General features: G+C 36.1%; 9 protein-coding genes and 1 pseudogene. 6 read left to right on the top strand and 4 right to left on the bottom strand.

Annotated elements, in window-relative coordinates:
- Positions 1-64 precede the first annotated feature (64 nt).
- The 3 genes and pseudogenes from IEV50_RS11955 to nagB all read right to left on the bottom strand — a co-directional run.
- Positions 65-442, bottom strand: a pseudogene (locus tag IEV50_RS11955) (transposase); the annotation flags it as partial.
- A 12-nt stretch (positions 443-454) separates the two neighbouring features.
- Positions 455-580: a hypothetical protein gene (locus IEV50_RS19765; RefSeq protein ID WP_262890410.1), complete on the bottom strand. Its 126-nt coding sequence runs from the start codon at positions 578-580 to the stop codon at positions 455-457.
- Between the two features lie 178 nt (positions 581-758).
- Positions 759-2,678, bottom strand: coding sequence for a glucosamine-6-phosphate deaminase (gene nagB / locus IEV50_RS11950; RefSeq protein WP_188414545.1), 1,920 nt, complete (start codon positions 2,676-2,678; stop codon positions 759-761).
- A 153-nt stretch (positions 2,679-2,831) separates the two neighbouring features.
- On the opposite strand from nagB, the gene IEV50_RS11945 reads away from it, so the two are divergent.
- The 3 genes from IEV50_RS11945 to IEV50_RS11935 all read left to right on the top strand — a co-directional run bounded on the left by IEV50_RS11945 (position 2,832) and on the right by IEV50_RS11935 (position 8,531).
- Positions 2,832-4,028: an anhydro-N-acetylmuramic acid kinase gene (locus IEV50_RS11945; protein ID WP_188414853.1), complete on the top strand. Its 1,197-nt coding sequence runs from the start codon at positions 2,832-2,834 to the stop codon at positions 4,026-4,028.
- Positions 4,029-4,097: 69 nt separating this feature from the next.
- Positions 4,098-7,217: a SusC/RagA family TonB-linked outer membrane protein gene (locus IEV50_RS11940; RefSeq protein WP_188414543.1), complete on the top strand. Its 3,120-nt coding sequence runs from the start codon at positions 4,098-4,100 to the stop codon at positions 7,215-7,217.
- A gap of 18 nt (positions 7,218-7,235) precedes the next feature.
- Positions 7,236-8,531 carry a RagB/SusD family nutrient uptake outer membrane protein gene (locus tag IEV50_RS11935; protein WP_188414538.1) on the top strand — a complete coding sequence of 432 codons (1,296 nt, stop codon included), beginning with the start codon at positions 7,236-7,238 and terminating at the stop codon, positions 8,529-8,531.
- 42 nt (positions 8,532-8,573) lie between these two features.
- Here IEV50_RS11935 and IEV50_RS11930 read toward each other — a convergent pair whose 3' ends face one another.
- A complete protein-coding gene (locus IEV50_RS11930; protein WP_188414530.1) occupies positions 8,574-9,320 on the bottom strand; it encodes a DeoR/GlpR family DNA-binding transcription regulator in 747 nt (248 codons plus the stop codon).
- Between the two features lie 240 nt (positions 9,321-9,560).
- Between IEV50_RS11930 and IEV50_RS11925 the strand changes: the two genes are divergently transcribed.
- From IEV50_RS11925 to IEV50_RS11915, 3 genes are read left to right on the top strand one after another with little or no spacing between them, the layout of a single operon-like run.
- Positions 9,561-12,662 (top strand): SusC/RagA family TonB-linked outer membrane protein, encoded by a 3,102-nt coding sequence (locus IEV50_RS11925; protein WP_188414528.1) that lies wholly within the window; start codon positions 9,561-9,563, stop codon positions 12,660-12,662.
- A 15-nt stretch (positions 12,663-12,677) separates the two neighbouring features.
- Positions 12,678-14,258 carry a RagB/SusD family nutrient uptake outer membrane protein gene (locus IEV50_RS11920; protein WP_188414520.1) on the top strand — a complete coding sequence of 527 codons (1,581 nt, stop codon included), beginning with the start codon at positions 12,678-12,680 and terminating at the stop codon, positions 14,256-14,258.
- A 9-nt stretch (positions 14,259-14,267) separates the two neighbouring features.
- A complete protein-coding gene (locus IEV50_RS11915) occupies positions 14,268-15,056 on the top strand; it encodes a DUF4397 domain-containing protein (protein ID WP_188414518.1) in 789 nt (262 codons plus the stop codon).
- The last annotated feature ends 131 nt before the right edge of the window (positions 15,057-15,187 follow it).

The raw sequence follows: 15,187 nt of genomic DNA, 5'->3' as shown, positions 1-15,187 counted from the left end.
ACTAAGTCTCCTCTGCTCTTCGCCTTTTAGACTTTATAAGTTTGCAGGTTGGCTATTGGTCTGTTTACGTTTTGGCTATTTTATGCGCTTCAACAAACGCACCCAGGTTCATAAACCATTCTAAAACTTCCGCCTTATTTATTACGGTAGGTTTGTTTAGCAGATATGTATTGTAGGATGAATATTTATAATCTTCTGGTTTTGCTGCCAATCCAGCCTCAACCTGATTGTTGTGTATGTAGGTAATAATTGCAGTGTAATGGTTATCATTATTTATCTTTTTAGCCTTATATCTTCCCTGAAATAAACTCCCAACTCTGTCAAATGATTTATTTATAGACTTTGAATAAGAAATATAAAAGTTTTTAATGCCCTTATCGAAGTTTAACTTATCATTTACTTTTAAAAATAAATGAAAATGATTGGGCATTAAGCAATATGCATAAACCTCAACTTAAGGCAATACATATTTTTTGAATTGATTGAGAAAGTATTGATAGTTGCTTTCTTCAAAAAAGATTAGGTTTTTATTATTGCCACGATTATAAACATGGTAATATTGATTTTCCTCTATTTTCATACCGAACGTGGATATTAAATTAAATAGGGAAAATGTGGTAAGAACCTTACGAAGTCTTCTCTGCGCTTGGCTGTTAAGACTTCGTAAGGTTACAGGTAGGCTATTGGTTATGCGCTTAGAAACTTACGAAGCCATCTCTGCACTTGGCTATTCAGACTTCGTAAATTTAGCAAGTATGTTAAAACTTCCACCTAACAAAGGCTTCCATTGCTTCGTATTCGGCTAAACCTAAATCATCATAGGCTTTGGCGGTATCGCGATTACGGTCTTCTGCTCTTTGCCAAAATTCTCTTGAATCATCACCAGGAAAAACAGCTCTGTCTTTTTGACTCTGATGTTTAAAAATAGCATATTTTTTACGCTCTAACTCCTGCGGACTAATTGGCACAGCCATTTCAATTTCATGGGTTTCGAATTCGTGCCACGCACCTCGGTACATCCATAGCCAGCAATCTTTAGCCCAGTCTTCGGTTTTACGTAATTCTGTTAAAGCTGCAAGAATAATATTAAAGCAAACAATGTGTGTGCCATGAGGATCTTCAAAATCTCCGGCAGCAAAAACCTGTTGAGGCTTTACTTGCTGTAACAGTTCTATGGTTAGCTGAATATCTGCATTTGTAACCGGGTTTTTTTGATTTTTACCACTTTCGTAAAAGGGTAGCGCCTGAAAGTGAATGTGATCATCATCTAGCCCGCAATAACGAGCACCGGCAATTGCCTCGCCCTTTCTTATTAAACCTTTAACGGTTTGAATTTCAGGTGTATCTACCTGGTTTGGTTTTTTCTGCTCAATGAAAGTTCTCATCTTATTATAAAGTTCTTTCAGATGAGTATTATCCATTCCCATTTTTTCAGTAAAATCTACGTTAAATTCTACAAAACGTAAAGCATCATCATCCCAAACGGCAGTGTTACCAGAAGTTTGATAGGCAACATGAACATCATGTTTCTGATCGACAAGGCGAATAAAAGTTCCACCCATCGAAATCACGTCATCATCTGGATGAGGAGAAAAAATAATTACACGCTTTTTGGCAGGTTCTGCTCGTTCCGGACGCTGAGAGTCATCAGCATTTGGTTTACCACCTGGCCAACCTGTAATTGTATGCTGTAATTTATTAAAGATATGAATATTGATATTGTAAACCGGTCCTTTTTCCGTGGCCAGTTGTGCCATACCATTATTGTTGTAATCGTCTTCGGTTAATTTTAATATTGGTTTTTTAAGGGTGTTTGCTAACCATATTACGGCTTTACGTATTAATGAATCAGTCCAAACACAATCTTTAACCAGCCAAGGCGTATCAAATCTTGTTAAATCTGATGCAGCGGGGGCATCTAAAATAAACTCTACATGTTCTGATAACTGTAAATAAGTTGCTGGAACATCTCCTGATATTTCACCTTCAACCGCTTTCTTTATAATTGAAGCTTTTTTACGGCTCCATGCCATTAAAATAATTTCGCGGGCTTTAAAAATGGTACCAATGCCCATTGTAATCGCTTTTGTAGGAACAAAAGTTTTTCCACCGAAATCGCGTGCAGCATCACGTCGGGTTAAATCGTCTAATGTTACCAACCGTGTTCCTGAGTTCGGCGCAGAACCTGGTTCGTTAAAACCAATGTGACCTGTACGGCCGATACCCAAAATCTGAATGTCTAATCCGCCTAAATCGCCAATTTTTTTCTCATAATCTAAACAGAAAGCAGGAATATCTTCCAAAGGTAATGTGCCGTCTGGTATATGGATATTGTTCTTATCAATATCGATATGATCGAAGAGGTTTTCGTTCATAAACGTAACATAACTCTGCGCCGCATTTGGCTGCATTGGATAATATTCATCCAAATTGAAAGTAATTACGTTCTTAAAGCTCAAGCCTTCTTCTTTGTGAAGCCGAACCAATTCGGAATACACTGCAATAGGCGTAACACCTGTTGCTAAACCCAGTACTGCAGGTGCATTATTTGCTTGTTTTGTTTTGATTAGTTCTGCAATGCGGTGCGCAACATTTACAGAAGCAATTTTAGGATTTTCGAACACACTAACGGGTAGTTTTTCAAAGCGTGTCTCCTCCAGTAGATTCAATCTTGCCATTTTTTTTATATGGATTTTAATGTACGGAGCAGTAAATATAGAAAGATATGCCCGGTTTTTAACAAAGGTTATTTACTTTTATTGCAATTACTTCCTTTGTATCCTGTTTTAGCATACAAACAAACGTTTGATCGTTTTAAAAAAAATATAGATATGAACAGCCAGATTCTAAAATTGTATAATAAGGCCCAAAAAAATGAACGATTAATTATCGGCCTTATGAGCGGCACATCGATGGATGGTTTGGATATAGCGCTTTGCAAAGTAAAGGGAGCCGGTGCAGAAACAGATATCAAAGTTATTAAATTTAAGACAGGGGATTATACGGACGATTTTCGTACAAAAATAAAAGCCGTTTTTTCTACAAGAGAGGTTGATTTACAATTGGTTTGCCTAATGAATGAACACATTGCTAATGTTCATGCCGAATTGATTAACAACGCTTTACGGGAATGGGGCTATAAATCTAAGGATATTGATTTTATAGCAAGCCACGGACAAACAATATTTCATGCGCCCAAATCATTACATAAAATAGAGGATTATCCTAACGGTACTTTACAGATTGGTGATGGAGACCATATTGCGGTAAAAACAGGTATTATTACTTTATCCGATTTCAGGCAGAAGCATCTGGCTGCGGGAGGTGAAGGTGCCCCACTGGCTGTTTATGGCGATTACCTGATTTTCTCAAAAAAGGGCGAAGACAGAATAATGCTTAATATTGGCGGGATAGCTAATTTTACCTATTTGCCAGGAACACTAAGCGTTAGTGAAATTTTTTCTACTGATGTTGGCCCGGGGAATACCTTAATGGATCAATACATTCAGCAGCATTTCAATTTATTTTATGATAAAAATGCGGAAATTGCTTTATCGGGTAAATTAAATGAAAAATTATTAAATGCATTGCTTAATTGTGATTTCTTTGAAGGCGGTTTCCCAAAAACCACAGGCCCTGAATTGTTTAATCTTGAATATCTGGTAAAAGCCCAGCAGAAATCATCAACAGAAGAGATTAGTAAAGAAGATGTGATGGCCACACTTTGTCATTTTTCTGCTGAAACCATTTCAAATGCGATTAAGAAATGTTTTGGAAATGATGCTGCGGCACAGGTATTTATGAGTGGAGGTGGTATGCATAACCCTTTATTGGTTAGCCTTTTGAAAGCTAAGTTGCCTCATTCTACTTTTCTTACAACTGATGATTTAAATATCAATCCTGATGCGAAAGAAGCTGTGCTTTTTGCGGTTTTAGCCAACGAAACGCTATGCGGAAACCCAATTAACTTTGGAGAAAGGCAAGGAGTACCTTCAATTTGTATGGGAAAAATAAGTTTACCAGAATAAAACATGTTGATTGTGCGCTATTTTGCTAAATTTGTTTCCAATCCTAATCTTTACTAAAATCCTTATTTTATGGAAAAAATTTACCAAAAATGGTTATCAAGATTTCTTGTAATTCTGATGATCCCATTTCTGTTGCTCTTACATACAGAAATGGCACAGGCCCAAACCAAACGCTACACCATTAGTGGAAAGGTGACTGATGGCTCAACAAAAGATCCAATTCCAGGGGCAGTTGTTAAAATATTAAACACAACTTTAACAACCAGTACAAACACAAACGGAATGTATAGTTTCGCGGTTGATTTAGCTGCAGGCAAATATCAGGTTCAAATATCCTATGTAGGGTATAAAACCTTAACTCAAACAGCCAATTTAAGCAGTAGCGACCAAATTCAAATAAACGGAGCTTTAGGTGCCGATGCTGTTGGTTTAGATGAGGTTATCGTTACAGGTACATCTCAAGGAACAACCCGTAAACAATTGGGTAGCTATGTAAGTACCGTAAAAGGTGATGATCTAAATAAAGCACCAAGTGGAAATGCATTGGCATCGTTACAAGGTAAAACACCAGGTGCGCAAATTAGTCAGAATTCAGGCGACCCGGCTGGAGGAATTTCTGTGCGTTTACGAGGTGTTAGTTCTGTAAATTCATCATCAGAGCCACTTTATATTATTGATGGGGTAATTGTAAACAACTCTACCACTCGTGTTACAAATACATCAGGAAATTATGATGGTGGAAACTTTGTGGGTAGCATTGGGCAGAACAGAATGGTGGATATAAGTCCGGCCGATATCGATCATATAGAGGTTTTGAATGGTGCGGCAGCTGCTGCAATTTATGGTTCGAGGGCTAATGCTGGTGTAATTCAGATTTTTACCAAACGAGGTAAAACAGGAACCCCGCAAATTAGTTTTAACACAAGCTTAACCATAAGCGAGTTGCGAAAAGAAATAGAAGTAAATCAATCGCCTACTAAATTTGGCGGCTCTGTTGATTTGGTAACACAAGATGTTTTAACCCCAACGCTTACTACAACAACACCAGTTACAAGGTATAACTATCAAGATTATATTTTTCATACTGGCGTTGGTAGCGATAATTCAATATCTGTATCTGGAGGTAATGATGATACAAAATTTTATACATCTGCAGGTTATTTCTATAATCAAGGGATAATAAAAAATACAGATTTTACGAGAATGAATTTTAGAGCCAATTTAGATCAGAAACTTAATAAATGGGCTAAATTAACCGCAGGATTTAATTATGTACATAGCGATGCGAATGAAAAACCAGATGGAAATTCATTCTTCTCGCCTATGAATTCGGTAACCATTATCGGTAACTTTCATGATTTATTTACCAGAGATATTTTAGGTAACTTAAAAGCTGTTGGTGAACGTGGGCGAGTTAATCCGGTATCTGTTATTGAAGATATTAAACAGCGCCAGTTTACCAATAGAATTATTGCAAATACAGGTTTAAAACTTAACCCGATAAAAAATCTTACCATTGATTACACCATGGGCGTTGATAATTCTATCCAAAATGGAACAACGTACATACCTCCGTTTGCATACAATGTAAGTACTGGTTTTTATGGTGGTGGGCCAACTTTAGATCCATCCCTAAATGGTTATGCAAGTGCAGCAAATGCTACAACTACGTTATTTAATAACGAGTTGAATTTTACTTACGATACTAAAATCTCTGAATTATTAAGCTCTACAACACAGTTAGGTGGTTCATATCAATATCAGAAAGATCTTTACAGCCTTTTAAATGGTCGTGGTTTGGCCCCTTTTGTAGAAGTTGTAAATGGTGCTAGTACCGTTTTGCCGAATGTTGATAGCCGTTCTGAATTCTCAATTAGTGGTGCATACTTACAACAAAATTTTAAATATAAAGATCACTTATTTGTAACGGGAGCAATCCGGGTAGATCAATCAACCGTTTTTGGTGAAGACAATAGAACTCAATTTTATCCAAAAGCAAATGTTAGTTATGTTTTATCATCTGCAGATTACTGGAAAAACCTAGGTGTTTCATCATGGTGGAATGCTTTTAAACTAAGAGCAGCTTACGGACAATCGGGTAATTTAACCGGTATTGGTGCTTACGATCGTTTTAATGTTTACACACCAAGTGCATTAAATAGCAAAACATCATTAACCTCGCCAACAACATTGGCAAATGCTAATGTAAAGCCAGAGCGTCAGCAAGAGCTAGAGGTTGGTACAGATATGTCGTTTTTTAACAATCGTTTAGGCTTAACATTTAGTTACTATGATAAAAGCGTTAAGGATTTACTTTTAGGTGTCGTAATTGCACCAACAACCGGTTTCTCTAGTCTATTAGATAATATTGGCGGAAAGCTTAAAAATAAGGGTATCGAATTGATGCTTACCGGCGTACCATTAAAAACACAAGATTTTTCTTGGACAACAACGGTTATTTTTAATAGAAATAGAAATAAAATTGTTGGCTCTGGAGCACAAAGGTTAATTTCTACTAATGCTGGTGCACCAGTTTCTATAACTGATGGCTATCCCGTTGGTGTATTTTATGGAACCTTCTTCGCCAGAAATCCTGATGGAAGTTTATTATTAAATGCTCAGGGAATTCCACAAACAGAAAGAGGGGTACAAAGATCAGCAACTGAATTTGAAACGCAAAGAACTAACGGACAGCCTTCTGGCACAGTTTTACGTAAAGTATTAGGCGATCCTAATCCAGATTACACAGGGTCATTCGTAAATGATTTTACCTATAAAAAGTTAAGCTTGCACATACAATTAGATGCAGTACAAGGTGGTGATGTTTGGAATGCCGACTGGAGAACCCGTCAAGGTGTTGGAAACGGAAAGGTTGCAGAAGCAGAACAACTTGGACAGTTGCCTAGAGGTTATGTAGCTGGTGTTTATAATGTAGAAGAATGGAGAATCGATGACGGTTCATTTGTTAAATTAAGAGAGGTTTCATTAAGCTATAGTATTGGGCAAGTGAAGTTTATTAAAAATTTAACAGTTAATTTAAGCGGGAGAAACTTATTTTCTTGGGATAATTACAAAGGTTACGACCCTGAGTTAAACTCTGGTGGGCAATCTACCATCTTAAGAAATATCGATTTTGGTTCTGTGCCAATTCCGCGTACTTTCTCTTTAGGTTTACAAGCAAGATTCTAATATTAAAACTTAATTGTTATGAAAAATTTGAAATCAAAATATATAGGGTATGCATTTCTGCTTACATCAGTTACATTTCTAGCTGCTTGTACTAAAGAATACCTTAATCCAAATGCCGCTACTAGTGGCGATGTCTTAACTTCGGCCAAAGGACTAACCGGTGTTGCCGTAGGATTGCAAAAAAATTATTCTACCACCAGGGCGGGTGTATTATACGCTTCTATTACCTTAAATGGATTAACAACCAATGAGTTAATCTCGATCAATACAGGTAATACAAACGAAGAAAGACTAGTTGCCGGAGGTGTACAGGTGGATGGAACCAATACCGTATTGTTAAGCATTTGGGCTACATCAAACAAAATTATTTACGATGCAGACAATGTAATTAGCAATGCCGCAAACCTGCCAGATAAGAATTATGCTGCAGGATTAATTGCTCATGCCAGTATTTTTAAAGCATTGGCTTTAGGTAACTTGTCAGAATATTGGGAAAGAGTACCATCCAGCATTGGGCAAAATGTTTCTTTTATTTCAAGGGTAGAAGGTTATACCAAGGCAATTGCAGTAATTGATAATGCTTTATCTGTGATTTCAGCAAATCCTATAAGTACAGCATTTTTTAGTAATATTCCATCAGGTATTGATATTCCGAATACATTGAATGCGCTAAAGGCCCGTTACGCGTTATTTGCTGGTAATTATCCTTTAGCATTAACAAGTGCTAATTTGGTTGATTTAACTAAGCGTTCAACCTTTACTTATGACGCATTGAACTTGAATCCTATTTTCGAAATCGCAACATCAACCAACAATGTGGTACAACCTAAAAATATAAGCTTAGGACAAACTGGTGCTTATGTACCAGATGCTAACGATGCCAGAATTCCATTTTACACTGTAGTTAACACAACTGTTCGCATTAATGGTTTTGGCGCTGCTACTTTTGCTCAAATCCCTGTTTATTTACCTGGAGAAATAACACTTATTAAAGCAGAAGCTTATGCTCGTCAGGCTACGCCAAATTTAAGTAGTGCTTTAACAGAGTTGAATAAAGTGGTTACTAAAACAGCTGCTGCAGATCCATTTGGTGTTGGCGCTAACTTACCTGCTTTAACAGGAACCTATACACAACAACAACTATTAGATTTGATTTATAAAAATCGTTGTATAGAACTTTACATGTCGGGTTTAAAGCTCGAAGATATGAGAAGATTTTCTCAGCCACTTACGGATAGAAAACGGAATTTCTTCCCTTATCCTTTTCAGGAACGTGATAACAATCCGAATACACCAGCCGATCCGACATTTTAAAACAAAAAAATGGTTCCGACTTTACGCCGGAACCATTTTTAATTATAGGATATTCAAATCTTTTACAACATATCTGGATAACGCTTCATCAGCTGCGTCCAGTTCTGTTACTAAGTAGCTAATGCTTTCTATTGAGCAAACTTTTAATCTTAAAGAGATATCCAATTTTTCTGAAATACATAACACGGCAGATTTTTTTGAAGCAGCGAGCATTGCTTTTTTCAGTTGGTTAATTTCCCAATCGGTATCGGTTAAACCTTCTTCAGGGTGAATGGCACTTGTACCCATTAAGCATAAATCTGCTTTAATTTCTGAAAGCTGTGTAATTACATGACCCCCATACGTAATCTGCGAATTTTTAGAGAAAAGCCCTCCGATTAAAATAACCTCAATATTATTGTACTTCGCCAATTCTACAGCCACCAATGGGCTTATTGTAAAAAAAGTAGCTTGAATACTTTCGGGAAGTTGCTTTACAAATTCCAAAATAGTGGTTCCACCTCCGGTTAAAACAACCATTCCATCTTTAATTAATCTGGTTGCTTTCTTGGCAATGATGATTTTACTATCTCTTGCATAAACTGTGCTGTCATCAAAAGAGGAATGATAAGATTTCGATAAAGCACCACCATGTACCTTAAAAAGGCGCCCCTGATCAACAAGTTCTTGCAAATCTCTTCTAATTGTATCTTCAGAAACATTTAATAATTGAACTAAATCAGATGTTAATACTCGGTTATGAAGGTTAATTTGGCGCATAATGAAGTCGTGCCGTTCTTTTTTGAGCATAAATTAATAGTTGGTTTATACGAATGTAAAAATAATTTTCAAAATCGTGCGTGTTTTTGCGGTTTTCTGCAATTATATACTGTTGGTTATAAATAAAAATGTTAGTTGTTTGTTCTTTTATTCAAAAACATTTATGATATTAGCTTAATATTCAAAAACGTGCGGTATTGTGCGTGTTTTTTGGCAAAAACAAACTAACAACTTAACAACTAAACATTTTACTAACCTTATTGGCAGTTTATGAAAAAAAAGTTACTCTTAATTTTTATCGGTACGTTTTTGTTGCTGGCTCATGCCATTGCGCAACAAATAACCGTTACCGGTAGGGTTACGTCATCTGACGGACCAGTACCGGGTGTTTCTATTAAAGTTAAAGGAAGCACGGTGGTATCTCAAACCAGTGGAGATGGTACATACTCCATTAAAGCATCGAAAACAGATGTTTTAACGTTTTCTTACGTTGGGTATGCAACGGTAGAAAGAAGCGTTGGTGCAAATACAACGATTAATGTGGCCTTACAATCTGATGCGAATTCGCTAGATGAGGTTGTAGTTACTGCATTAGGTCAAAAGGTTTCAAGAAAATCTCTGGGAACATCTCAGCAAGAGGTGAAGGGGAAAGATATTGCGGATACACAGCGTGAAAACTTTATAAATGCTTTACAAGGACGTATTGCAGGAGTTGAAGTTACAAGTTCATCTGGTGTTCCAGGTGCATCTTCCTCAATAACAATAAGAGGAGTTAGTTCAATTAGTGGGAGTAATCAGCCTTTATTTGTTGTAGATGGATTACCAATTGATAATAAAACTCTAAATACTTCAGCCTTTTATTCTGATAATAGTTCAACAACTGCATTTTCTAATAGGGGGGTAGATTTTACGAATAGAGCTGCAGATATAAACCCTGAAGATATTGAAAGTCTCGTTGTACTGAAAGGACCAGAAGCGGCAGCATTATATGGTATAGATGCGGCAAACGGCGCAATTGTAATTACCACAAAAAGGGGCAAATCCGGAAAAGGTTCAATAAACTACAGTAACAGTTTCAGAATAGAGAAGACAAGCGCAAAACCAGAAATACAAGGTGTATATGGCCTAGGAACTGGTGGAGTTGCGTCTGCAGGAACGCTTCAATATTTCGGGCCTGCCTATGCACCAGGGACAGTTTTATATGATAACATCGACGGATTTTTTCAAACTGCACTAACCCAAAAACACAATATATCTTTTGATGGTGGAGGACAAGATGTGAGTTATAGAGTCTCGAGTTCTTACACAGCACAAAATGGTGTAGTGCCAAATTCTGATTATGATAGATTTACATTGAACGGATCTACTAATGGACAAGTAAATAATTGGTTAAAGGTTGATTTAAGTATGAATTATACCTATGCTGTAAATAATCAACCTTTTAAAGGTTCAGGAGGGCCTTTAATAGGTCTTTTGCTATGGCCTCAGGAAGACGATGCTAGAAATTATCTTACCTCAGCAGGGACTAGAAGAAAATTTGCTACCGCAACAGATTTAACATCTGAAGTTGAAAATCCGTATTTCAACGTAAATAAAAATAAAATTAATTCAATACAAAATAGGATTACATCTAATTTTGGGTTAACAATAACACCAGTAAAGTGGCTAAATTTGAAATCAAATATTGGATTTGATGTCTACGCAAACAAGAACCTTTTGCTAAGTCATCCCGAAAGTTCGAGAGGATTTAGTAAACAAGGTATTATGGATGTTGCAAATGATAACACAAGAAATATCAATATTCAGAATTTGCTTAACTTGACCAAACAAAAAATTACTAAAGGCTTATCAATTGATGCAACCTTAGGTAATGCAATTCAGGATTTAAAATCATCTGTTGATGCTCAATACGGAGAGGGATTTCTAGATCCAAACTTTATCTCAATTAATAATACTAATACAACCCTTAGAAATGCAAAATCGTCTATATCACAAAGAAGACTTTTTAGCTTATTTGGAAGGGTGACATTGAACTATAAAGATTATTTATACATTACAGGTACTGGAAGAAATGATTGGACATCAACAATTCCCATCGGCGCAAATTCATTCTTTTATCCATCCTTATCTGGAAGTTTTGTTTTCACCGAAGTCCCTGCATTTAAAGAAAGCTTAAGTAAAATTTTTACCTCAGGTAGGCTAAGAGCTGCATTTGCAAATGTAGGTAAAGATGCAAGACCTTATGCGTATGTTCCATCTTTGGAAACTAAAACAACAGTCGGTGGAGGTTTTGGTTACGGTTTTACTGGACCCAATTTAGCACTAAAACCAGAGTTCGCTAGTTCATATGAATTTGGAACAGAGTTAGCATTCTTTAATAATAGGTTAGGTTTAGATGTGGCTGTTTACAGAAAGGAAACTTCCGACCAGATTGTGAATGATATTCGTGGAAGTTATGCAACGGGTTATGTACTATTTAACTTAAATGGTGCTAAAACAAGAAGCGAAGGTATTGAAGTAACTGTAAGAGGGACACCTATAAAATCAAACAACTTTAATTGGGATGTCTTAGTAAATTTTGAGCATGCTAAGGCGACAGTTTTAAGTTTGCCAAATTCACTTCCCGAATCTTATGTATCCGACACATTCTTATACGGAAGTATAAGAAATGGTAATTCACCAGGTTATTCAACAAGATCATTAACAGGCACATTTTACTTAAGAAATGATAACGGAGATATTTTAATTAATCCAGCAAGTGGGCTTCCTGTAAGATCAAGTGTTTATATTCAAGGACCAGGCAAGGGTTATGATAGACAACCAGATTTCTCAATTGGTCTTTCTAATACATTTACTTTCAAAAGCTTTGCTTTATCATTTTTATTGGATATTAGAAAAGGTGGAGATGTATTAAATGCAACACAAAATTACCTTACACAAAAAGGCTTAAGTACGATGACTCTTGATAGAATGACACCGCGAATTGTAACAGGTGTATTACAGGATGGTAGGGAAAATAGTAGTAATCCAACAATTAATAATATCTCTGTAACACCGTTCTATCAAAACCTTTATTATTCTACGTTAAGCGAAGAATTATTTATAGAGCAAAATATTAATTGGATAAGGTTAAAAGATATTACGCTTCAATACAGATTACCTCAAACCGTATTAAGCAAGCAGAAGTTTTTTAAAAGTGCAAGCGTTTTTGTTACAGGCACAGATTTATTCTTGATTACTAACTATTCTGGCTTGGATCCGGTTGTAAATGGTAATACTGCAGCAGTGGGTGGTTCTGGTGCTTCAGGGATTGATTATGGAAATTTTCCAATTCCAATAGGTCTAAATTTTGGTGTTAAAATAGGATTATAATAGGAGAGCTTAAAAATGAAAAAAATATTTATAACAATAATTTTAGGGATACTTATTACTCTCGGGGGTTGTAAGAAATTTTTAGATGTAAACATTAACCCTAATGCACCTCAGATTGTAGAAGCAAATTTGTACTTATCGCCAATGTTACATTGGATGGCCACTGCTCCACAATATGATGGAATATACATAGCTAGATATACTCAAAATTGGGCATCAACCGCATCTGCTGATCTCTGGGAAAGACATGGTCATAATCAAGGGGGAACATCTCCAGATCAAGGTGCACAAATTTGGAAAACAACATATTATGATTTTGGACAAAATCTTGTAGATATGATCAATAAGGCAACATTAGAAGAACGTTGGGATTTATTAGGAGTTGGACAATTATTAAAGGCCTGGGGGTGGGAAACCGCAACAGATGCAAATGGTGAGATTATTGTTAAAGAAGCAATTGATGCAAGTAAGACAACATTTAATTATGATACTCAAGAGTTTGCTTATCAAGAAACATTAAGACTGATTGATGCTGCTATTGTAAATTTAAATAGAACTGATGGCGGGGTGAATGAAGCATACTTAGCCAAAACAGATTTTGTTTATAAAGGTAAAAGAGCTGCATGGATAAAATTTGCGTATGGATTGAAGGCCCTTGTACTTAACCACTATTCAAATAAAGCTTCATATAATCCTGACGGGGTTATTGCCGCAGTTGATGCATCTTTTGTGGGGAACGTTGATGATGCTTTAATCCAATATATAGGTTCTGCCAATGATGATGCGAATTTTTTATCTGCAACAAGAAATAACATTGGTACCTTAAGGCAAACAAAATTTATCCTTTCATTAATGGATGGTACATTATTTACATCTGTAGATCCAAGAATGAGTAGGATGTTATCGCCTGCGCCTGATGGAATTTATCGTGGATTAGAGCCGACAGTTGGTATTGGAGCATTGACAGCAGCACAGCAACCCAATAATTTGTGGGGATATACATCGCAGGCTGCAGCAAACGCTGCAATTACTACACCGGCTAGATATTTATTTGCCAGAAAAAGTAAATTTCCTTTTTTGACTTATGCTCAATTACAATTCATCAAGGCTGAAGCTGCTTATAGAAAGGGCGATAAAACAACAGCATTAAATGCTTATAAAAATGCTGTATCGGCTCATATTGATTTTGTAAATGCTAGAAATACTGATGATGGACAATCGCCAACTCAGATAACATCATCTGAAAAGGCAACATATTTATCCTCACCCACAATAACGCCAGCAACCCCAAATGCATTAACGTTATCACAAATTATGTGTCAAAAATATATAGCACAATGGGGATGGGCACATGTTGAGCAATGGATGGACTTAAGGAGATATCATTATATAGATAAAGATCCCACAACTGGAAATCAGGTGTTTTTAGGGTTCACAATACCTCAAGTCTTGTTCCCTGAAAATCAGAATAAAGTTGTACAAAGAATGAGGCCAAGATACAACTCTGAATATATCTGGAATAGAAACGGCTTAAGTGCAATTGGGGGTTTAGCAACTGATTACCAAACCAAAGAAATGTGGATCACTACTCCTTAATTAAAAACTATGAAAAGAAATCATATCATTCTAGCAGTACTTCTGCTATCTTCAATAATTTTCTCATGTAAGAAAAATGCAGTACAAAATATTGCAGAACCAATTAATGGGGGAGCACAACTTAAATATTTTAATTTTGCTCTTAACGCTCCTATTATAAATTTTTATGCAAATGATACAAAAGTTTCAGCAGCGTCCTCAACAACAGGATTAGAAAGTGCAACAGCAGGTATTGCTTTTGCATCTGTATATCCCTCCACGAATGCTTATTCGATTATTCCTGCAGGCACATACGATTTTAAGGCTAGAAGACCTAGTACAGCTACTATAGATCCAAATTTGATAATAGCAAACTTAAATAAGCAGGTAGTTGATGGTAAAAATTATTCTATTTATTTATCTGGCCTTTATAATACTGTAACTAAACAAACAGATGTATTTGTAATTGATGATATTTTACCCCCTATTGATTCTGCTACTGCTTACGTAAGATTTGTTCATACTTGTTATAATGCTAACGCCTTTGACCTAATAATGAAAAATACTACTACTTCAGTAGAAACCCTAGTTTGCTCAAACGTTGCTTATAAATCAGCCTCGAGTTTTGCGAAAATTCCACAAGGCATATATGATTTGATTTTGCGTTATACTGGCACTCCAACAAATGTGGTTGTGAGAAGTGCTTTAAGTGTTATTAAATCAAATACTTATTCCTTCAGTTTAAGAGGAGATATAACATTACCTTATACAGGGACAGCAATAAATCGACCATTTATAGATAATACGCCAAATCGATAAATAGAAAACTGGTACTTTTGGAGCCCCGATTTGTATCGGGGCTTTTTAAGTATATTGGAATTAAAAGTAAATCGATCATATATATGTTTAATCAAGAATTTAATCTGAATACTTAAATCAAATCTGTAAAC

Origin of the sequence: Pedobacter mendelii (genome assembly GCF_014635725.1) — a bacterium.
GTDB lineage: Bacteria > Bacteroidota > Bacteroidia > Sphingobacteriales > Sphingobacteriaceae > Pedobacter > Pedobacter mendelii.
Note: the sequence above shows the minus strand (reverse complement) of the source record. Positions and strands in the feature narration are given on the sequence as shown.

Bases quoted from the DNA above. Each gene is read 5' to 3' on its own strand.
- IEV50_RS11940 (WP_188414543.1), top strand. From the start codon at position 4,098: ATGGAAAAAATTTACCAAAAATGGTTATCAAGATTTCTTGTAATTCTG.
- IEV50_RS11925 (WP_188414528.1), top strand. From the start codon at position 9,561: ATGAAAAAAAAGTTACTCTTAATTTTTATCGGTACGTTTTTGTTGCTG.
- IEV50_RS11930 (WP_188414530.1), bottom strand. From the start codon at position 9,320: ATGCTCAAAAAAGAACGGCACGACTTCATTATGCGCCAAATTAACCTT.
- IEV50_RS11920 (WP_188414520.1), top strand. From the start codon at position 12,678: ATGAAAAAAATATTTATAACAATAATTTTAGGGATACTTATTACTCTC.
- nagB (WP_188414545.1), bottom strand. From the start codon at position 2,678: ATGGCAAGATTGAATCTACTGGAGGAGACACGCTTTGAAAAACTACCC.
- IEV50_RS11915 (WP_188414518.1), top strand. From the start codon at position 14,268: ATGAAAAGAAATCATATCATTCTAGCAGTACTTCTGCTATCTTCAATA.
- IEV50_RS11945 (WP_188414853.1), top strand. From the start codon at position 2,832: ATGAACAGCCAGATTCTAAAATTGTATAATAAGGCCCAAAAAAATGAA.
- IEV50_RS11935 (WP_188414538.1), top strand. From the start codon at position 7,236: ATGAAAAATTTGAAATCAAAATATATAGGGTATGCATTTCTGCTTACA.
- IEV50_RS19765 (WP_262890410.1), bottom strand. From the start codon at position 580: ATGAAAATAGAGGAAAATCAATATTACCATGTTTATAATCGTGGCAAT.